This is a genomic window from Veillonella parvula (assembly GCF_036456085.1).
GTDB classification, from domain to species: Bacteria; Bacillota; Negativicutes; order Veillonellales; family Veillonellaceae; genus Veillonella; species Veillonella parvula_E.
On record NZ_CP138632.1, the window covers coordinates 1,216,888 to 1,237,631 of the forward strand.

The following is a 20,744-nucleotide window of genomic DNA, read 5'->3' on the forward strand; positions in this document are numbered from 1 at the left end:
ATAATCAAACAACAGGTATATACAAAATCATCATAAACCACTTAATGGTTATTTTCAATCACTTTATAACAGTATAAAATAAACATATAAACTGCATATATTTTGTACATTACAAACGAGGCTATTATGAGTAAAAGTTTTGAGCAACTCGGTTGCAGCAAAATTAATATTGGGCTTGCTATTACAGGCAAGCGTGACGATGGATACCACGACATCGATTCTATATTTCAATCGATTCGCCTTAGTGATTCTATTTATTTCGCTAAACATCATTCCGTAGTATTTTCTGGTGGCGCTCCCGAATTGCCTGACTACATGCAAAAACTCGTAAGCTATGGAGAAGATAATCTCGCGCTCAAAGCGTTACGCGCCATACAGACCTATACGGGTTGTAAAGCCGGTGCCGCCATCCACCTATTAAAACGCGTCCCTATTCAAGCGGGTCTTGGTGGCGGTAGTGCAGACGCAGCAGCCATGTTATTAGGTCTCAACCGCTTTTGGGACTTACGTCTTACACAAGAGGAACTTTTAAATATTGGTGCCTCACTAGGATCTGATGTGCCGTTCCTACTACAAGGTGGTACAGCTCGCGGAACAGGTCGTGGCGAAGTGTTAACCTATAGTCAATCGCCAGAAGCACATTGGCTATTACTAGTAAAGCCAAAGGTATCTATTTCTACAGCAGTTGCTTATGGTCGCTTCAGCGGTAAATCTAAAGCCACCACAAAAACGATCGATACCGTTCTGAATCATCTTAAGAATAATGATTTACAATCTGCTTTTACTAGTAGCGCTAATACTTTCGAAGAATTATTATTCCCAGATCACAAAGAATTAGTGGTATGTAAGAACTTTTTCACTAGTCGTGGATACCCAACTATCATGACAGGAAGCGGGCCTACGATGGTAGTATTACTTAACAAGCCTATGGAAGCATTGCAGTTACAAGAAGAGATTAAAGCTGCTGGTCATGATTGGCTGTCACTCATTACTAAAACATGTACACAGGAGGACTTAGTATGACAAAACGGTTACAACCTATACGACTTGATGCGTATAAACCACTAAGAGAAGTGGTAAGTGAAACATTGCGTCAAGCCATCCAAGATGGAGTGTTAAAACCTGGGGAGCGCCTCATGGAAATTCCCCTTGCCGAAGAGTTAGGCGTAAGTCGTACCCCCATTCGTGAAGCCATACGTAAACTAGAACTAGAAGGCTTTGTCGTTATGGTGCCTCGCCGCGGCACCTACGTTGCCAACATCTCTTTGAAGGATATCACTCAAGTATTTGAAATCCGCTCTGCCCTAGAAGAACTTGCAGCCGGCCTTGCAGCAGAACGGATTACGGAAGAAGAAATCGAAACTCTAGAGAGAATGCTTGTAGAAATCGGCGATCATATGGAAAACAAAAATATGGAATCCGTCGTCGCTGCGGACGTAGAATTCCACGAAGTCCTCTACCGCGCATCTCGTAACGAAAGATTAGCAGACATCGTTCACAACTTGCGAGAGCAAACCTATCGCTTCCGTAGTTTTTCTATGAACCAACCAGGTCGTCTTAGAAAAACTTGGGAGGAACATCGTCAATTAGTGGAAGCCATCGCCTCTCACAATGCCACACAAGCTCGTAAACTAGCTCGAATTCACATGGAACATTCTGAACAAACCTTGTTGCAAGGAATGGAAGAGTCACAAGAATTTACTAAGGCATAAAAAATATCCTACAAAATACTATATAAAGCAAAAATCCTTCCTATTTGTGAAGGATTTTTGTTTTACATAGTCTATAGAAATTGATACAATATCATTGATTATTATGAAATATGGATTTTTTATAAGAAAGGGAGTTTTTATGGAAGCAATGCTCAATGATGCTATATCCACCATAAACGGTTATTTATGGAGTTATTTCATCATTTTTATTCTCATCGGCGCAGGTCTCTTCTTTACGATGACAACGAATTTTGTACAAATTCGCATGATTAAAGAAATGATTCGCCTCGTAATTAACGGCGCAGGTAGTTCTACAGAAAAAAATCATGTATCCTCATTCCAAGCATTCTGTGTTAGTACCGCATCTCGTGTAGGTGTTGGTAATATCGCAGGTATAGCTATTGCCGTTGTACTTGGTGGCCCTGGTGCCATTTTCTGGATGTGGGTTATCGCACTTATCGGTGCTGCCACTGGCTTCATCGAATCTACATTAGCACAAATCTACAAAGAACCTGTTGCTAAGGGCGGTTTCTATGGCGGACCAGCTTACTATATTCGGTATGGTCTAAACAACAAGGCATTATCTATTCTATTTGCTATTTTAATCAGTATTACCTATGGTTGGATTTACAATTCTGTACAAGCCAATACATTGGCTGCATCTCTCCAGGTATTCAACCTTGATGTGTCCTATACAGGCGCTGTAGTAGCAGTCCTTCTTGGTATTATCATATTCGGTGGTATCAACCGTGTTGCAAAAGCATCTGAAATCATTGTTCCTATCATGGCGATTCTATACATTGCTACTGCGTTATTTGTGGTAATTATGAATATCACCCAATTCCCACATGTAATCTATACTATTTTCTCCTCCGCATTCGAGCCTGTTGCAGCAGGTGGTGGCTTATTAGGTGCTACTGTTATGAATGGTATCAAACGGGGGCTCTTCTCTAACGAAGCCGGTGAAGGTTCTGTTCCAAACGCAGCCGCTACGGCAGCTGTTAACCACCCTGTGGAACAAGGTCTTGTACAAGCATTCGGCGTATTCCTTGATACATTCATCATTTGTACAGCTTCTGCTTTCATCGTACTCATCGTGGGTGATTACAGCACTACAGGTCTAACAGGTATTGCTCTTGTACAACATAACCTAGCTCAACAACTTGGTTCTTGGGCGCCTACAGCCGTAGCCATTTTCATCGTTATGTTCTCCTTTAGTTCCTTAATTGGCAACTATTACTACGGTGAAATCAATATCAGCCACTTAACAAATAAACGATTCTACCTACATTTGTTCCGTATTGGCGTAATTCTTATGACATTTGTGGGCTCTATTGCCTCTCTAGATCTTGTATGGAATCTAGCCGATTTATTCATGGCTTTCTTAGTATTAACTAACGTAAGTTCCATCGTACGTATGGGGCGCACAGCAGGTCTTGCCCTCGATGACTATATTAAACAACGCAAGGCAGGTATTGAAACGCCAGTATTTAACCGTTCTATTCTAAACCACACGTACGGCATCGTATGGTGGGGTGATGGTCAAACTACAGACTCCTCCGTACCTCCTACTCCGATTGAAGATACTGTGGAAAAATAAAATATATCGACGTATGAGGCTGGTGAAAGTATCTTTCACCAGTCTTTTTCGTATAATCTTTAAAATAGTTTATTAGTACATACAAAAAGGTCTATTTTTTTCAGAATATAAATCTTTATTCTTTTTGTAAAAGTATCCATTTTCATAGATAAAAACATCGTTCATTAGCAAATTGTACTGTGATAAAGATCATAGTAATTATCTATATTTTTACAACTTTTACAGGTCAAAAACTATAGAATATATTTATGAAAATATAAAGGGTATTCTGTTTACAATGTCGAATACTTAAGTATGCGATAAAATTAGCATTAATTAAACTATTAATTTACTCTATTATCCAGGAGGTAATTATGAGCGGTTATAACCCATATGAAAACATGTTAAACACATTAGACGTAGCAGCTGAAAAGCTCGGCTATACTCGTAGTGAATACGAAGTGTTACGTCACCCAGAACGAGAACTAAAAGTAGCAGTTCCTCTTCAACTCGACAATGGTGAAGTTCGCGTATACGAAGGTTATCGTTGCCAACATTCCACATTGCGTGGCAGTGCTAAAGGCGGTCTTCGCTTCCATCCAGATTCTGATGAAAACGAAGTTCGTGCATTGGCAGCTTGGATGACTATTAAAAACGCGATTGCTAACATCCCTTATGGCGGTGGTAAAGGCGGTATCAAAGTTGATCCAAAAACGTTAAAACCTCGTGAATTAGAACGCTTAACTCGTAACTTCGTACACCGTATTGCACCTATCATCGGTGTTAATACAGACGTCCCTGCACCAGACGTAAATACGAATGCTCAAATCATGAGCTGGATTGCTGACGAATACAGCACATTAAAAGGTGAATGGAGCCCAGGTATCGTTACAGGTAAACCAATCGAAGTAGGCGGTTCCTTAGGCCGTAATGAAGCGACTGGTCGCGGTTGCCTCATCGCATTGCAAAGCTATCTTGCTAAGAAAAACTTGGATATCAAAAACCTTACTGTTGCAGTTCAAGGCTTTGGTAACGTAGGTTCCGTAGGCGCTCGTCTCATTGCACAAGCAGGTGCAAAAGTTGTGGCTATCGGCGACGTAAGCGTTAACATCTACAATCCTAACGGTCTCGATGTTGAAAAAGCATACGAATATGCTAACTCCCATGGTCGTTCCCTCGAAGGTTACAGCGAACCAGGCATGACTACAATTGGACCTCAAGAGTTATTGGCTCAACCAGTTGATGTATTATACATGGCAGCCCTTGAGAACCAATTAAACAAAGACAACATGGAAAATATCCAAGCTAAAATCATCTTGGAAGGCGCTAATGGTCCTACTACTAATGATGCGGATAAATACTTCTATGAAAAAGGCATCGACATCATCCCTGACGTTCTTGCTAACGGCGGCGGCGTAGTTGTATCCTACTATGAATGGGTACAAAATAAAGCAAGCTTCTACTGGACTGAAGAAGAAGTTAATGAAAGATTAACTAAGAATATGCAAAATAGCTTCGAAGCTGTTTGGGAAATGCAACATAAATACAATGTACCTCCTCGTCAAGCAGCGTACATGGTTGCTCTTGAACGCCTCGTAGTCGAAACTAGATGGCGTGGCTATAACTGCTAAACTCCTATACCTCCATACATTTTAGCCATAAAAAAGGCGTAAGCTCGATTTGAGCTTACGCTTTTTTTACCTATATACATAATCGAAACATCTCTTGAGGCTCAATTATTTACTTAGTTTTGTCAATAAAACCACTTATTATTTAAAAGCACCTAACAAAGCAGCCACACTAGGACGGCTCATCAAAGCTTTCACCAATACAGAACCAAGAACTGCTGGAATAGTTTGACCTACGATAAGGTTCAATACTAATGGCCAGTACGGAATTCCAAGTAATGGACTGAGCCACATTGGTACACATAGTGCTGGCACAAATACGATTGGAAGCATGACCCACCAAGCGCTGAGGCCAAGCTTGCGCATTCCTACGATAATGCCTGTCGTTACTACACCGACACCAAAGCCCCCTACCATATCGAAGATACCAAGACCGCCGAATAGGAAGTTAGAAATGAGGTTGCCAATCCCCATGGGAATCACCAAGAACGGAAAGGCATAAGCAAGTGCATATAATGATGTTGCTATACGAATTTGATAAGCCCCGAAGGAAACGCTTTGCGTTACATACAATACAACGATGTACAATGCCACAACCATGGCAGAAATAGTCAATTTGCGTGTAGAAATCATAACACTCACCTCCTCAAAATAAAAAAAGCATGGCAAAACTACCATGCTATAAATGCTTATGAATTTCCGTAGTTTTGTTTAGAGACAGGATGGTTTCAAACTGTCTTATTTAGTTGTCGCCTTTAGGCAGTACTAATATATCATATATCTAATATTTTCGCAATTAATTGGGATTAAGGCGGACTTGTAGGATCATCTACGATTAGTATCAAGATTGTAAGGTGGGGGTGGGGGTGGGGGCAGATACCTTTCCTCATCGCTTCACTGGCGAACCGGCCATCGGCCTAGGGCCTCGACCTGCCAAAGTCGCTCTTTGAAAAGGTATCTTCCACCACATCAAATTAAGCAAATCAACGTTTATCACAATACTAGTGACGTAAAAGTCCGCCTTAAGTCAAATGAACACTCTAACCAATTAGAATATATGCAAAGTAGTCGCCCAAAGACGACTACTAATTTAAGCCAGTTTTAGTAGAAGTATATAGAGATAACTACTTTTACAATGCTGGATCTTTGACTCCGTTTGCATGGAAGGCTTTTGCTCTGTCGATGCATGTGCCGCAGTGTCCGCATGGTTTATCTCCGCCTTCGTAGCAGGACCAGGTTAAGTGGTATGGTACTCCGAGGCGTAGGCCTTCTTTTACAATGGCAGCTTTGTTGGAGTTAATAAAAGGTGCTTCTAAGGAGCATTCTTTACCGGATCCTTCAAAGATAGCGTCGCCCATAGATTTGTAGAAGTGTTCTGTACAGTCAGGATAGGCATTACCCGCCGCATCATCACTGTGAGCACCGTAATAGATATAGCCGCAGTCTAGAGATAGTGCCAAGGATGCTGCCGCAGATAGGAATAGCCCATTTCTAAACGGTACATAAGTACTCACCGTACCTTCCCCTTCTGCATCTTGTTGTTCTTTGTAGGAACCTTGCGGAATGTCTTCACTAGATTGTACTAATAAAGAGCAGTTACTAAAGGCAAATAGCTTGGTAACATCCATCGTTTTACCTTCCATACCATAGTGCTCTAAAATAGCTACGGCAGCTTCTAATTCTTTACTATGTTTTTGACCATATTGAATCGATAAGGGCACTACATTATCTTTACCAAATCGTTCAATGGCGAGGGCCAAACAAGTAGTACTGTCTACGCCACCGCTAAATAGAACGACGGCCTTTTGTTTTTGAGCCATAGTATCTCCTTTTCTATCACAACAGCCTCATCCGTAGATGAGGCTGTGCTTTTACATTCACTAAAATTTTATAGATCAATAACCAATTCTACTGGACAGTGATCAGAGCCAAAGATTTGTTGGTGAATCTTAGCTTCTTGGATTTTATCGTCAAGACGTTTAGATGTGATGAAATAGTCAATTCTCCATCCTGTATTCCGTTCACGAGCTTTCCCCATATAGGACCACCAGCTGTATTGTTCAATAGCATCTGGATAAAGGTGACGGAATGTATCTGTAAAACCTGCCCCTAAGAGTTCTGTCATCTTTGCACGTTCTTCATCGGAGAAGCCTGCATTTTTACGATTCGTCTTAGGATTTTTTAGGTCGATTTCTTGATGGGCTACATTGAGATCACCACATAGGATGACAGGCTTTTTCTTATCTAATTCAAGTAGATAATTACGGAATGCATCTTCCCAAGTCATACGATAATCAAGGCGAGCTAATTCACGTTGGCTATTCGGTGTATAACAGCATACCAAATAGAAATTATCGTATTCAGCAGTGATAACACGACCCTCTTGATCGTGTTCTTCAATACCGATGCCATTCGTTACGGACAATGGCTTAATACGCGTGAATACAGCCGTGCCACTATAGCCTTTCTTAACTGCACTATTCCAATATTGCTCATACCCTGGCAACTCCAAAGAAATTTGATCGGGTTGCAATTTTGTTTCTTGCAGGCAGAAAATATCTGCATCTAATTCATTAAAGGATTCCATGAATCCCTTTGTTACAGCGGCGCGGAGGCCGTTTACATTCCAAGAAATTAATTTCAATTCTTACTCCTTTATAATACTTTGCATCAATCTAATAGTATTCACCGTATTTAACTTGGTGAAAGTTTCTTTCACATAGAATATACGTCAAGTTTTTGCTTAATCTAAGCTAATCTAAAGATTATATGTTAGCAATACTACTGCTTTTTATGTTTCTTAGCATGTCTTGCTTCTGCACGAGCCTTGCGGGCATTTTCATTTGCTTTAAGATCGCTTTCACGTTTCTCACGAAAATAATTAGCCACCGCCGACAAGATAAGGATCACTAATACAGTTACATTAAACATACCAGGTCCAAAGGTATAGATGTGATAACACAAATAACCAAAGGCAACGACTGTTAGTAATTGTTTTAATAGATTCATTCGCCCTCCTAAGTTAGTTTAATGTTTCTACACCTGTGCTAAGCGGGAAGCCTTCATACGTTACCCAGTCACTAGAACTACCAACATATAAAGCAGATTCAAGGCCTACTTCACTCATGGTTAACAACGCATTGCAGGCAGTCACACCAGACCCACAGTACGTTACAACTGGCCTATTTTGGTAGATTTCGTTGTAATACTCAGCCTCTAAATCTTTCAAGGATTTAGGACCATCTACGGTATAGCCACTTTCATAAAAATGATTAACAGCCCCAGGAATATGTCCTGTCATGCCGTCCATCGTATCCACTTGAGATCCATCATAACGGAATGGCGCACGAGCATCAATAATAACATGATCTCCGCTTTCACTAGCCTTGAGCACCTCATCGCGACTCATAACCATATCTGTTTGCAACTCGTAGTTAAAGATAGATGGTTTAGCAGGTAACGGGGTCGGCTCTTTAGTTAAGAGATGGCCCTCTCGAACCCAACGTTCAATACCACCAGACAAAACGCGTACATCTGTTAAGCCCATGTAACGTAACGTCCACCAAAGACGACCCGCTAAAAATAGCCACGAATCATATACTACAACCTTTGAGTTACGAGTGATGCCATAAGACTCAAAGGTATGAGCTAACTGTTCCATATCTGGCAATGGATGACGACCACCATGCTCGCCTAAAGGACCAGTCAAATCCTTGTCTAAATCTACCGCATAAGCCCCCTTAATATGGCCTTTTTTATAATCTTGATACCCTCTAGCATCTAAAATGATGACCTCATCAAGACAAGCTAATAATTCTGTAGGAGTGATAAAATTTGACATATTGTACTCCTTTCTTTGATTATATCGAAAAATACAAATCTTTTAATATTATTATATACGACTATAACCGGATATACAATTTATTTTGGTATAGTAAAAGTTATTTATTCTTGCGATGTAACAACTAGAGTAAACATAAAAAGCCCCTATCTTAGATAGGGACTTTTAGGTAATTCAATGTTAAGCTTATAAACGTCTATACATTTCATCTACCGCATCAATATCAGCAGGTAACCAATCTACAGAATATAAGGTTTCTTTAGATAGCCATTTAGCAGCTTCATGTTCTACTAAGGTAATATTAGAATCATTTTTCAACGAACATAAATAACAGTGCATTGTTAAATCAAATTTTTCATAACCGGTATATTCGATAGTAATAATATGCTCTTGAATATTAATATCAGCTTCTAGTTCTTCTTTGATTTCTCTAATAAGAGCTACTTCATGGGGTTCACCAGGTTCGATTTTGCCACCCGGAAATTCCCAACCATCTTTTAAATCACCATATCCACGCTGAGTTGCTAATATGGTATTATCCTTTTTTATAATAGCTGCTACAACTTCAATGTGTTTTCGTTGTTCACTCATAAATATCCTTATCCATTAACAATATAGTCATAAATATCATCCCGTACAGGTACTTCGAGTACATATTCTAACTCTACCGCCGCAGTACCATTAACCATAGAAATTTCTTTAGCATTTTCCTGACCAGTAGAATGAATCGGTCCCAAATAATAAAACTCTTTAGACTCTTCATCATCCTTGTTTTTTCTCACAAACAAATGCATAGCAACACCTAGTTCATCAGCATTAAACGCGGTTTGTACATCATCAGAGGCAAAGGTTCTCTTATTTTTAGAAATAGCTTTTAGTAATCCTGGACTCTCAAATCTATCCTCGTATTTAATGGTATCTTGAATATCATCTGCTTTATGATAATTAATAAAAACGGGATATGTCTTTGTTTCTTTATGGAATTTATAACCCCCAATGTTGAGAGGAACTTCGTTTTGAGGCCACTCTAATAATTGGCAAACCTGTTCATACGTATATTTTTCATATAATGCAAATGGTGTATTACCATAAATATTATCTTTATATTTTTCATTGAACTGCTTCAATCCATAAGCAATAAGCTCTTGAACTTGTTCCTTAAAATTATTATCCTCTAAAGCCTGTTTAAAGATTCGAGATATACCATAGCTACCATTGGAAAATTCAATAAATTCACTATCGGCAAATATCTTTTGTGCTACTTGAACACCAAATTGATTTGTCATCATATTGATGAGATTAACACGTCCATATTCCGATAGGTCTACATTATAACTATCAAATAGCTCTTCGGAAACATAATTAATCACATCATCACGACCATCTAGTAATGCTTGCAACAATAGAAGCTCTCTTACACGTATACCGGTCGTTAATTTCTGAGATATAAAATGTAGCATTCTCTCCTGAACCGGTGTAAAGGATATATCATAATCCTTATCCTTAACCTTTATCAAGAAATGATGATATGACTTAAATTTACTGAAAATTCTACTAACATCAATCGAACCATGATCAGCAAAATCAGAAATTTTAGGAATACGGCCTAATTTGAAGCGTAAATTAAAATAGGCTTCTTTAATTAATTTCATATCAGAAAATCTTGCCGTATCAATAGATTCATAAATGCGTTGTTTTGCAATTTTATCAAAATGTACAGTTGATGTACCTGGAATAATACGATTGCCAGCTTGTACATAACGACGCAATGTATCTTTGTTATAGCTTCTATCACCAGATAAGGCTAATGGAATCATAAAATTATTTGTATAATTTCCAATGAAATCCAAGATAACTACATATTCTTTATCTTCAAATTTACGAAGACCACGTCCAAGTTGTTGAATAAAGATTATAGGGCTTTCAGTTTGACGTAGCATAATAACTTGATTAATTTCTGGAATATCAACACCTTCATTGAAGATATCTACGGTAAAGATATAGTCTAGCTGTTCATCAATACGACCTTGGTACTCTCCTGTGCCAGTTAATCGAGCAATTGCTTTCTCCCTAATTTCTTGACTGTCTTCACCAGTTAAACATATCGTACGATAAATACCACGCTCATTAAAAGCATTAGACAGCTCTTTTGCCTCAACTCGATTACTACAAAATACTAAGCCCTTAACACGACTACCACTATGACCAAAATAGCGAATCTTTTCTACAATTTTATCTACCCGCTCTTTTGTAGACAAGTTTGAAAAGGATACCTCCAAATCAGAAATATCTTCTTGAGTATCTACCCATAAATCACTAATACCAAAATAATGAAATGGACATAATAAATCTTCTTCTAAAGCCTGTTGTAATCGAATTTCGTAAATAATATTATGGTCAAACAATTCATATAAATCATAACCATCTGTACGTTCCGGGCTAGCTGTCATTCCCAATAAAAATTGAGGATCAAAGTAATCAATGATGCGTTGGTAACTATCTGAACCTGCACGATGCACTTCGTCAATAATAATACAGTCAAATTCCTTTGGATCATACTGTTTCATTACATCATTACGGCCCATCATTTGCATCGTAGAGAATACATGAGTCGCATTATAGTATTTAGCATTCCCAGAAACCAAACCAAATGTAATGGATGGATCATTATAAATCCGCTCAAAGCTGGCAATCGCTTGTTTTGCAATTTGCTCCCGATGTACTAAAAATAATATTCTTTTAGGCTTCATTTCTCTCATAGCAAAAGCCGCTGCATAGGTTTTGCCGGTACCCGTAGCAGAAATCAAAAGGCCTCTTTTAGCATTATTAGCCCTTAGTTCATTGAAGTTAGCAATAAACTGTTGTTGCATACTATTGGGCTCTAGTTGACCCAAATCTATTTTTCTAAATTGCTCTGCTACAGTCTTTTGTGAAGTGCGCTCTGGCCGTACCCATCTTGGTTTATACCAAGGAATAAAATCTTCATAGGGAATAGAAAATTTTGAATTCCAATATAAGTCAAATTCTTCCGTAATTTCTCGAGCATAGGTATCACTGCAATGAGCTTCAGAGCGAGTATTCCATTCACGATTTTTCTTTAATGCATTAATAGTTAAATTAGAACTACCAACTATAATCTGATAAGATTCATCTTTTCTAAAAATGTAGCCTTTTGTATGAAATCCATGACCACTACCTTGTGTAGTGCAATACACTTTTAACTCAATATTATTTAAATTTCCTAAATCTTCCAAAACTTGTGGACTATTAAAACCAAGATAATCCGTCGTTAACACACGTCCTCGGACGCCACGTTCTTCTAACTCTTTAAGAATTGGTTTTAATGTTAATAAGCCTTCTGGAGTAATAAATGCTACCGATATTAAAAACTCATCACAATTGCGTAATCCATCTTCAATAGCAGATAATACATTACGCCCTTCCCCATTAGCAATAAGTTCCGAAGATGTAGCAAAATTGATTAAATGATTCGATTCTGACATAACGAACTCCCCATATAATGAATACTATACTTGCTATTATACCAGCCGCAGCTGCAACGTCTAGAGAGTATATAGTTTTACTTTTAAAAGTATATTTTTATAACAGCTTACAGCCTCATTCATCGTTTAATCGCTAATTATAAATATAAATACATGTCCAAATCTAACATTTTCATCTATTCCTTATAATTATCGTATCTATACGTCTTTTTTGCCACGTAAAGTTGTGATATAATGTAAATAATTACTCTTAGGACATTAGTCTGTCCAAATGGATCCAAAAGAGTTAGTGTGTTTTCAAGGAGCGTGCGCAGTTGAAAAAGGGGTACATCAAGTTAATAGCAGCCATTGTGCTCGGTGCTGCTATTATCGGTGGTGGGATCTATGGGGTGTATACACTCTTATCATCCAATACAACGACAATTTTATATCGATCAACCGTTGACGATAAAATCAACGCCATACGACCTTATATTGTTGCATTAGATGCATATAACTCATACAGTGTAGCCTATGCTAGCCAATTACAGCCAACTCTTGAAGAGTTGCGCAATGGGTCTCATAATACGACGATTACCTTACCTAAATATAAGGAACTTAAAGCTGCATTAGAGGTAGCAAAACAAGATAGTTCTACACCCTACGAAGACGTAAACCAAGCGACAAATGACGTCCTCGTAGTACTTGATCAAATTATTCCTATTGCTGATCAGTTGCAATCTTACTATGTGGAACGTCGTTATGAAAAGGATAATTATAAAGGTAGCGATGAGCTAGCAGCTCAATATGTACCTTTAGCAGAACAGTTCTACGCTACATATAATGCATTAGACTTAGCTTTAGATAATCGTAATAATGAGCTTTATAACGAACGCATGACTGAGTATCAGGGAGAAAAGCGGGAAAATGCGGTTAACTTTATAGAGATAAATCTCATAACAGCACAAACTATTGACCTTATTGATCCAGATGGGAATACAGACACCCAAAAGGTAGAATCAAACTTACAACAAATTACACAACGCCTCAATAAATTACAACCTGGTACTACACCAGAAGTACAAAATGCGGTAAGAGAGTATCAAGACTCAGTAAAAGAATTTGTTGCAGAGGCACGCAACTATATTATTATCAACTCATCTTATGGCGAAGCTTATACGCAATTATTTACCAAGTATAATAAAATGATTGGCAAGGCCAATGCAGTTAACATGGCAGACTTAGATGTAACAGAAAAAAAATAATATTTAGATAACACAAAGGACTAGCCCATGCGAGCTAGTCCTTTTATTTTTATGTAAGCAGCAAACTTTATTTCTTTTTCAAATCTTTTGTAATGATGTAATATTCAGACGGTGTTATCTTGATACCATCAATATGTTTATTACCTACAATATTAATTTTAGGATACCCAAGGAATAATGCTACAGCGTTATCTAACATCAGTTGTTGGGCATTGATAACCGCATTACGACGCACCACTGGATCGCTACTACTTTCACCAAGAGCCAACAATTCATCGAAACGAGGATTAGAGAAGCCAGACCCATTAGTTTCAACGCCTATACCCCAATATTGTTTCAAGAACCATACTGGTTGACCCGTATTAGCGGTTACAACACTGGAGATAATCATATCATAATCACCAGATTGAGATAATGTGTCGATAACCGCATAATCTACGATTTTAATTCGTAAATCTACACCGATTTTTTTGTAGTCCGCTTGCAATGCTTCCGCATATAATGGCAATTCAGGACGAGTTGTGTAGGCATAAAAATCAAGTACGAGGTTTTCACCGTCTTTATCTACAATACCGTCGCCATTTGTATCTTCATAACCTTCACGTTTCAGTAATTCTTTAGCACGTTCTACATTATATTTATTAGGATCACGCAATTGGTTAAAGCCATAGTCTATGGATGGTGGCAATGGAGCCTTACCGGCTACGAAGGTATCCTTCATGAGGTTCTTCGCATAAGACTCACGGTCTGCTGCTGCAATGAGGGCTGCACGAAGATTAGGATTCTGTAGTTTCCCTTTTTGCCCCATACGAACAAATACGTCACGCAAGGAAGCCACTTCATAGATAGTGAATTTCTTATCATTTTGGAAGATACTATATTCACCAGGTCCAATGTTAACGGCCATATCTACATCGCCCGCTTGTAACGCCATAGCACGAGTATTCGCATCATTAATAGATGGGATTTCAACCTTAGCAAAGCCTGCCTTGCCATCCCAGTAATTATCATTGCGCTTTAGTTCAGCACGCTCTTTTGTGAAAGAGGATACTACATATGGACCAGTACCAATAGGACCTTCCTTTGCAATATCACGACCATTCGCCTCTGCTGTCACATCCATAATCAAAAACAATGGATCTCCTAACAAGTTGGGCAAATTATAATATTCCTTGTCAGTCTTGATGGTCAACTCCTGACCGTTAGCAGTAATTTCTGTATAGTTAAAGAACGTTTTTGCTCGTTTACTTTTAGCAAAAGTTCGTTCTAAAGATGCTTTTACCGCCTCAGCTGTCAAACTATTACCATTTGAGAATTTAACTTTATCATTGATGGTGAAAGTCCATGTTAACTTGTCATCACCTTGCTTCCAAGAGGTGGCAAGCCAAGGCGTTGCTTTCATTTGATCATCAAACTTGATAAGCGTTTCACCTATACCAAATCGTACAACGGCCCAACTAAAATAATTTTCCGTTGGTTCTAATGTGCCAGCAAAACTAATAGCCCCTACCTTTAATACATCATTAGATGAAGCAGAATCTTGATTCATACAACCAATAGTCCCGAGCATAGTCACACCAAGGGTCATACCAATTAGTAAAGACTTGCGTAATCCTTTCATTTATACACCTAACCTTTCTACACACATTAACTATCTATTTATACTCAGATACTCACTATTTTTTGCATTAACATAATCTAGTAAATATAACCTGCTTTTACAATAGTTAATATAAAGAGAATCTATGTACATCACTTCATATGAGCATATCTTATTATACCCATAGGGGTATATTTTATACAGTCAACTATACTATATATTAGGTGTTAACACAATGTATAATTTGAGAAACATTTCAATATATCTATTAAAAAATTTCATATCTTAACTATGCATAAAAATAGCAGTTAGTCTTGAAACTAACTGCTATTTTAAGTTTACCTATCCGATGTAACTCTCTACATTTCAAATTTATACTTTTGAAATTTTGAAAGTAAATTTTCCTATTAAGCTTCTAATGCAGCCTCATCCAAGGTAAGCGGCTTATGATCTTGACCAATTTCAAAGATAGAGCTCAATAAAACCTTTGTATATGGATGTTTTGCATCCGCCAAGTGGAAAGCATCTAGTTCTTCAACGATAGCACCTTTGTACATTACGACCACCTTGTGGCACATAGTACGAATAAAGGCAATATCATGAGCAATAAATAGGTATGTTAAATTTTTCTTTTTTTGTAAACGCGCCAAAAGGTACGCAATGGAGTCTTGTACAGATACATCTAGGGCACTAGTAGCCTCGTCTAACACGAGGATTTCGGGCTCTAAAACGATAGCACGAGCAATGGCAACACGTTGGCGTTGACCACCAGACATTTCATGAGGATAGCGATGCATAAACTCGCGAGATAAATCTACCATTTCCAGGTAGTCACCTGCGATTTGCTCTTCTTTTCCCTTTTCAAGAAGACCAAAATTATAAAGTGGCTCAAGAATGATATCTTTAACCTTCATACGTGGGTTAAAAGCTGCAGATGGATCTTGGAATACCATTTGAATCTTTTTACGATATTCTTTCGTTTGTTCAGAATTCATATGTTGAATCTCTACACCATCTACATAAATCTCGCCTTCCGTAATAGGAAGCATTTTCATGATCATACGAACCAATGTTGTTTTCCCAGAGCCAGATTCCCCTACAATCCCAAGGGACTGACCTTTTTCGAGAGTTATATTAATATCCTTACATGCTTCAAGCTCACCACCAGTAGGAAGTGGGAATCGTTTACATACATTCTTAATTTCTACTGCGTAATTAGTCAATGTAACGACCTCCTCCCAATGTTGGCACAGCGTCTTTTAGTTGTTTCGTATATTCATTAGATGGATTTTCCAAAATGTCTTGTGGGGTTCCAGCATCTACAACACGGCCCTTTTTCATAACAATAATATAGTCAGACATATACGCTGCTACACCAAGGTTATGAGTTACCATGACTATTGCAGAATTATGCTCTTTAGCTAGTTCAAGCATTTGCATAACCACTTGAGATTGTGTTGTTACATCGAGTGCAGATGTCGGTTCGTCACCGATGAGTAATGCTGGGTCCAATGCTAACGCCATAGCAATACCAACACGTTGACGTTGACCACCAGATAATTCGTGTGGATAACGGCGCAATATATCCGCTCCATTAGGAAGAGATACAGATTCTAATAACTCAATTGCTCGTCGATCACATTCATCATTAGTGATTTCAATATGAGATGTAAACAATTCTCTAAATTGTTTACCAATGCGAACAATTGGATCTAATGCACTACCACTATCTTGGAAAATCATAGCCATATCTTTACCACGTATGGCTCTCCATTCTGACTTAGATAGGGTACGAAGGTTGTGACCGTTAAAGATCATTGTACCGTCTGTAACCTCACCACCTACAGGTAATAAACCCATGAGGGCCCGGATTACAGTAGTTTTACCGGATCCGGACTCACCTACAATGGTTAATACCTTACCGCGTTCCAAGGTAAAGTTCACATCCATAACAGCAGGCACACCTTGGTACGCAATGTTAAGGTTTTCTACAGTTAGTATGTTTTCTGCCATTATAGCTCCTCACTATTTTGTAATTTTGTTAGTAATCCAGTAGTAATCACTTGGGTACATTACAGCACCTTTCAAGTAAGAACCTGTAACGATATTAGTTTTAGGGTAACCTAAGAATAATGCAGCGCCATCATTCATCAACAATTGTTGAATTTGGATTGCATAATCACGACGTTTTGCTGGGTCGAATTCAGTTTCAGCTGCATCTAACAATTGGTCAACTTGTGGATTGGAGTAACCAGAACCATTTTGAGGGTTGGAACCATTGTTATTAGTGTGCCAGTAGTTAGCCAAGAACCAGATTGGATCGCCTGTATTAGCTGTTACGATATTGGAGATAAGCATATCATAGTCGCCTTCTTGACCCATTTTATCGATCAAGTTATAGTCAACTGTTTTGATTTTCATATCGATGCCAACCTTTTTAAGGTCTGCTTGAACAGCCTCTGCATAAAGTGGTAATTCTGCACGAGAGTTATATACTACGAAGTTGAATGTTAATGGTTTGCCATCTTTATCAAGGATCCCATCGCCATCAGTATCTTTCCAACCATCTTCAGCCAACAATTGTTTAGAACGTTCAGGATTATACGCATTAGGATCTTTCAAATCGTTGAAGCCATAGTCCATGGATGGTGGAATTGGAGCAGAACCAGGAATAAATGTACCTTTTAACAATACATCAGCATAGTTTTTACGGTCTGTTGCAGAGATAACTGCAGCACGAACTTTGTCATCTCCAAGAATACCTTTTTGATTAATACGGGCCAATACGACACGAAGAGATGCGATTTCATCTACTTTGAATTTATCATTGCCTTGGAATAAACCAATTTCACCAGGACCGATGTTAACAGCCATATCTACGTCGCCAGATTGTAAGCTCAAAGCACGCGTATTAGGGTCATCGATGGAAGGAATTTCTACAGTTTTAAATGGTACTGTACCATCCCAGTAGTTTTCGTTCGCAGCCATTTCAGCACGTTCTTTAGTGAAGGATTTAACTACATATGGGCCTGTACCGATAGGACCTTCCTTCGCAAAGTTACGGCCATCTTTTTCAGCTTGAACGTCAACGATTAGGAACAACGGATCCGCTAAAAGGCCAGGCATATTAGGATATTCTTTTGTTGTATGAATAACTAATTGTTGACCATTAGCTTCCATAGAGTCATATTCAAAGAATGTTTTCGCACGATTAGACTTTGCAAAAGCACGTTCAATAGACGCCTTTACAGCTGCTGCATCAACTTTTTTACCATTGGAGAATTTCACCTTATCATTGATTGTGAAAGTCCACGTTTTATGGTCTGGGGATACTTCCCATTTAGATGCAATCCATGGTTGAGGTTTCATTTGTTCGTCAAACTTAGCCAATGTTTCACCTACACCATAGCGCATTACAACCCATGCGAAGAAGTTTTCTGTAGGTTCTAATGTGGATGCGAAGTTAGTAACGCCTACTTTTAATACATCTTTGTTAGCAGCACCATTATTATCAGACCCACAACCAGCTATGAAGGAACCCATCATTACAATACTAAGACCTGCTAATAGGGCCTTTTTCCAAGATTTTTTCATTTAAAATCTCCTTTTACAACTACATGTAAAACATAAAAACATTTAACATCATCACTATCTAAAATAGTTGTGATGGAAAAACCATAATTTCTTACCAGTCATAATGAAACTTTCACTAGATAAAGATTCAAATTTATGAAGGTAAAAACAATTTTATCCTTGATTTTTTGGATCCACTACATCTCGTAAGGAGTCAGACCAAAGATTAAAAATAGCAACCACGATAAGGATGGACATACCAGGGAATGCCATGAGCCATGGACTCGTTTGCAAGTACTGGCGACCCTCGTTAAGCATAAGACCCCATTCTGGAGTCGGTGGCTGAGCACCAAAGCCAAGGAAGGATAAACCTGCTACCTCAATCATGATAGCCCCGATATCTAATGCACCTGTTGTAATAACGAGAGGCATAATATTAGGAATGATATGACGTCTGATGATGGCCGTCGTAGATGCGCCCATCATAACAGCAGCCGTTACATATTCCTCACCGCGCACCTTGAGCGTCATAGAACGTACAATACGAGCATATTTTGCCCAACCTACAACAGATAAGGCTAAAATCGTATTTACAATGCTACCACCTAGAATACCAGCAATAGCAATAGCCAATACGATACCAGGGAATGATAACATGATGTCTGCTAAACGCATAAGAACCATTTCAACTTTACCGCCAAAATAGCCTGCTATAGCACCGATGATAGTACCAATGCTCACCATGATAACGACGATGGATACGCCCATGAACAAGGATAATTGAGTACCATAAATGATACGAGATAATACATCACGTCCTAATTTATCTGTACCAAACCAATGTTGGCTGCTTGGTGCTTGCAATGCCTGACTTATATTTGAGGTGAAAGCATCGCCCGGTGCAAGCCAGGGTGCAAAGATAGCGATGAGAACAATGATAATCATCAACCCACTATAGAAAGAGAACAATTTATGTTTTTGAATAAATTCTGCCATTATGCTCTCTCCCTTTTCAATCTAGGGTCTAATAAGATATATGATGCATCAACCAATGCGTTAATACACATATATGCTAAAGCAACCCACAACACAAAACCTTCAATCAATGGATAATCGCGCATAGTAATAGCATAAATTGCCATATTCCCAAGTCCCGGCCAAGAGAATACCATTTCTACGACTGCCACACCACCTAGTAACCAACCAATAACAACACCAAGAATAGTGATGAGTGGTAACACCGCATTAGGTAAAATATGACCGAATAAAATTTTTATCTCACTAACACCGCGAGCACGAGCGCCAATAACATAATCCTTTTGCATTTCCTCAAGGATAACTAGCCGCACTTGACGCATGTATTTAGACCCAACAACAACTGCCAAAGTAATAGCGGGCAAAATAACACCAGACGCAGTCACTCGAGAGGATGCAATCGGTACAAGGCCCAATTTAAGACCGAAGATGTAAATCAGTACAAGACCTAACCAGAACGTAGGCATAGATACGCCTACGAAGGATAGAAATCTCAACACATAATCAACCCATTTGTTACGATTTAAGGCGCTTATAATACCTGCAGGCAATGCATAGAGCAGCGTAAATACTAAAGCCGTACCCGCTAACATTAATGTACCTGGTAAAGCCTCCAACATACGATCTACTACTGGTTTTTTAGCAGAATAACTCATCCCTAAATCACCTTGTGCGGCATTGACGACCCAGTTTGCATACTGTACTACAAATGGTTTATCTAACCCAAGCTGAGCTCGAGTTTCATCGATAAGCTCCTGAGATACGATAGTATCTGCCGTTTCAAGTAACATCGTTACTGGGTCACCTGGTGCTAAATAGGTGAGACAAAATGTCAAAAATGTGATGCCAAACAAGGTAACAATAAATTGCCCCAATTGTTTGACAAAGCGTTTGCCCATAGGCGCCTCCTAAACTCTCTAAACACTAACAACAATTCAAATGACAAACTAATGGTACTAGCTTTTTATATAGCGATGAAGCTTAAAGGCTAGGGAACGAAAAAAGGTTAGTCGCCCGACTAACCCAAAT

The 20,744-nt window shown here is 38.7% G+C and carries 18 protein-coding genes; 5 read left to right on the forward strand and 13 right to left on the reverse strand.

Annotation, left to right across the window (positions count from 1 at the left end; all coding sequences use genetic code 11):
- Window positions 1-126 precede the first annotated feature (126 nt).
- The 4 genes from ispE to PK1910_RS05880 all read left to right on the forward strand — a co-directional run bounded on the left by ispE (window position 127) and on the right by PK1910_RS05880 (window position 4,922).
- Complete coding sequence (gene ispE / locus PK1910_RS05865) at window positions 127-1,023, forward strand: 4-(cytidine 5'-diphospho)-2-C-methyl-D-erythritol kinase (protein ID WP_058948101.1); 897 nt, start codon at window positions 127-129, stop codon at window positions 1,021-1,023.
- A complete protein-coding gene (locus tag PK1910_RS05870; RefSeq protein WP_058948102.1) occupies window positions 1,020-1,712 on the forward strand; it encodes a GntR family transcriptional regulator in 693 nt (230 codons plus the stop codon). The genes ispE and PK1910_RS05870 overlap by 4 nt, the downstream gene beginning before the upstream one ends.
- A 139-nt stretch (window positions 1,713-1,851) precedes the next feature.
- Window positions 1,852-3,312: an alanine/glycine:cation symporter family protein gene (locus tag PK1910_RS05875; protein WP_058948103.1), complete on the forward strand. Its 1,461-nt coding sequence runs from the start codon at window positions 1,852-1,854 to the stop codon at window positions 3,310-3,312.
- Between the two features lie 353 nt (window positions 3,313-3,665).
- Window positions 3,666-4,922: a Glu/Leu/Phe/Val family dehydrogenase gene (locus PK1910_RS05880; protein WP_058948104.1), complete on the forward strand. Its 1,257-nt coding sequence runs from the start codon at window positions 3,666-3,668 to the stop codon at window positions 4,920-4,922.
- A gap of 138 nt (window positions 4,923-5,060) precedes the next feature.
- Here the strand turns inward: PK1910_RS05880 and PK1910_RS05885 are convergent, their stop codons facing one another.
- From PK1910_RS05885 to PK1910_RS05915, 7 genes are all read right to left on the reverse strand, one after another.
- Entirely contained in the window at window positions 5,061-5,552 is a 492-nt protein-coding gene (locus tag PK1910_RS05885) for a QueT transporter family protein (protein WP_058948105.1), read from the reverse strand.
- A 497-nt stretch (window positions 5,553-6,049) separates the two neighbouring features.
- Window positions 6,050-6,739, reverse strand: a complete 690-nt coding sequence (queC, locus tag PK1910_RS05890; protein WP_058948106.1) for a 7-cyano-7-deazaguanine synthase QueC — start codon at window positions 6,737-6,739, stop codon at window positions 6,050-6,052.
- Between the two features lie 68 nt (window positions 6,740-6,807).
- The gene (locus tag PK1910_RS05895) at window positions 6,808-7,563 is read right to left on the reverse strand and encodes an exodeoxyribonuclease III (RefSeq protein WP_004695049.1); all 756 of its coding nucleotides are present in this window, start codon (window positions 7,561-7,563) and stop codon (window positions 6,808-6,810) included.
- Between the two features lie 137 nt (window positions 7,564-7,700).
- On the reverse strand, window positions 7,701-7,928 hold the full coding sequence (locus PK1910_RS05900) for a hypothetical protein (RefSeq protein ID WP_004695048.1): 228 nt from the start codon (window positions 7,926-7,928) through the stop codon (window positions 7,701-7,703).
- 13 nt (window positions 7,929-7,941) lie between these two features.
- Entirely contained in the window at window positions 7,942-8,760 is an 819-nt protein-coding gene (locus PK1910_RS05905; protein ID WP_004695047.1) for a sulfurtransferase, read from the reverse strand.
- A gap of 186 nt (window positions 8,761-8,946) precedes the next feature.
- A complete protein-coding gene (locus tag PK1910_RS05910; protein ID WP_004695046.1) occupies window positions 8,947-9,351 on the reverse strand; it encodes a (deoxy)nucleoside triphosphate pyrophosphohydrolase in 405 nt (134 codons plus the stop codon).
- Between the two features lie 8 nt (window positions 9,352-9,359).
- Window positions 9,360-12,263 carry a DEAD/DEAH box helicase gene (locus PK1910_RS05915; protein ID WP_058948107.1) on the reverse strand — a complete coding sequence of 968 codons (2,904 nt, stop codon included), beginning with the start codon at window positions 12,261-12,263 and terminating at the stop codon, window positions 9,360-9,362.
- 314 nt (window positions 12,264-12,577) lie between these two features.
- Here PK1910_RS05915 and PK1910_RS05920 point away from each other — a divergent pair, with 314 nt between their 5' ends.
- Window positions 12,578-13,507 carry a DUF3829 domain-containing protein gene (locus PK1910_RS05920; RefSeq protein ID WP_004695044.1) on the forward strand — a complete coding sequence of 310 codons (930 nt, stop codon included), beginning with the start codon at window positions 12,578-12,580 and terminating at the stop codon, window positions 13,505-13,507.
- A 67-nt stretch (window positions 13,508-13,574) separates the two neighbouring features.
- Here PK1910_RS05920 and PK1910_RS05925 read toward each other — a convergent pair whose 3' ends face one another.
- The 6 genes from PK1910_RS05925 to nikB all read right to left on the reverse strand — a co-directional run bounded on the left by PK1910_RS05925 (window position 13,575) and on the right by nikB (window position 20,614).
- Window positions 13,575-15,128 (reverse strand): ABC transporter substrate-binding protein, encoded by a 1,554-nt coding sequence (locus tag PK1910_RS05925; RefSeq protein WP_058948108.1) that lies wholly within the window; start codon window positions 15,126-15,128, stop codon window positions 13,575-13,577.
- Between the two features lie 386 nt (window positions 15,129-15,514).
- Window positions 15,515-16,330 carry an ABC transporter ATP-binding protein gene (locus tag PK1910_RS05930; protein ID WP_004695042.1) on the reverse strand — a complete coding sequence of 272 codons (816 nt, stop codon included), beginning with the start codon at window positions 16,328-16,330 and terminating at the stop codon, window positions 15,515-15,517.
- Window positions 16,323-17,120, reverse strand: a complete 798-nt coding sequence (locus PK1910_RS05935) for an ABC transporter ATP-binding protein (RefSeq protein ID WP_004695041.1) — start codon at window positions 17,118-17,120, stop codon at window positions 16,323-16,325. The genes PK1910_RS05930 and PK1910_RS05935 overlap by 8 nt, the downstream gene beginning before the upstream one ends.
- Window positions 17,121-17,132: 12 nt before the next feature.
- Entirely contained in the window at window positions 17,133-18,701 is a 1,569-nt protein-coding gene (locus tag PK1910_RS05940) for an ABC transporter substrate-binding protein (RefSeq protein WP_004695040.1), read from the reverse strand.
- A gap of 153 nt (window positions 18,702-18,854) precedes the next feature.
- Entirely contained in the window at window positions 18,855-19,676 is an 822-nt protein-coding gene (gene nikC, locus PK1910_RS05945) for a nickel transporter permease (protein WP_004695039.1), read from the reverse strand.
- The gene (gene nikB / locus PK1910_RS05950; protein ID WP_004697516.1) at window positions 19,676-20,614 is read right to left on the reverse strand and encodes a nickel ABC transporter permease; all 939 of its coding nucleotides are present in this window, start codon (window positions 20,612-20,614) and stop codon (window positions 19,676-19,678) included. Before nikB ends, nikC begins: the two co-directional genes overlap by 1 nt.
- Window positions 20,615-20,744 lie beyond the last annotated feature (130 nt).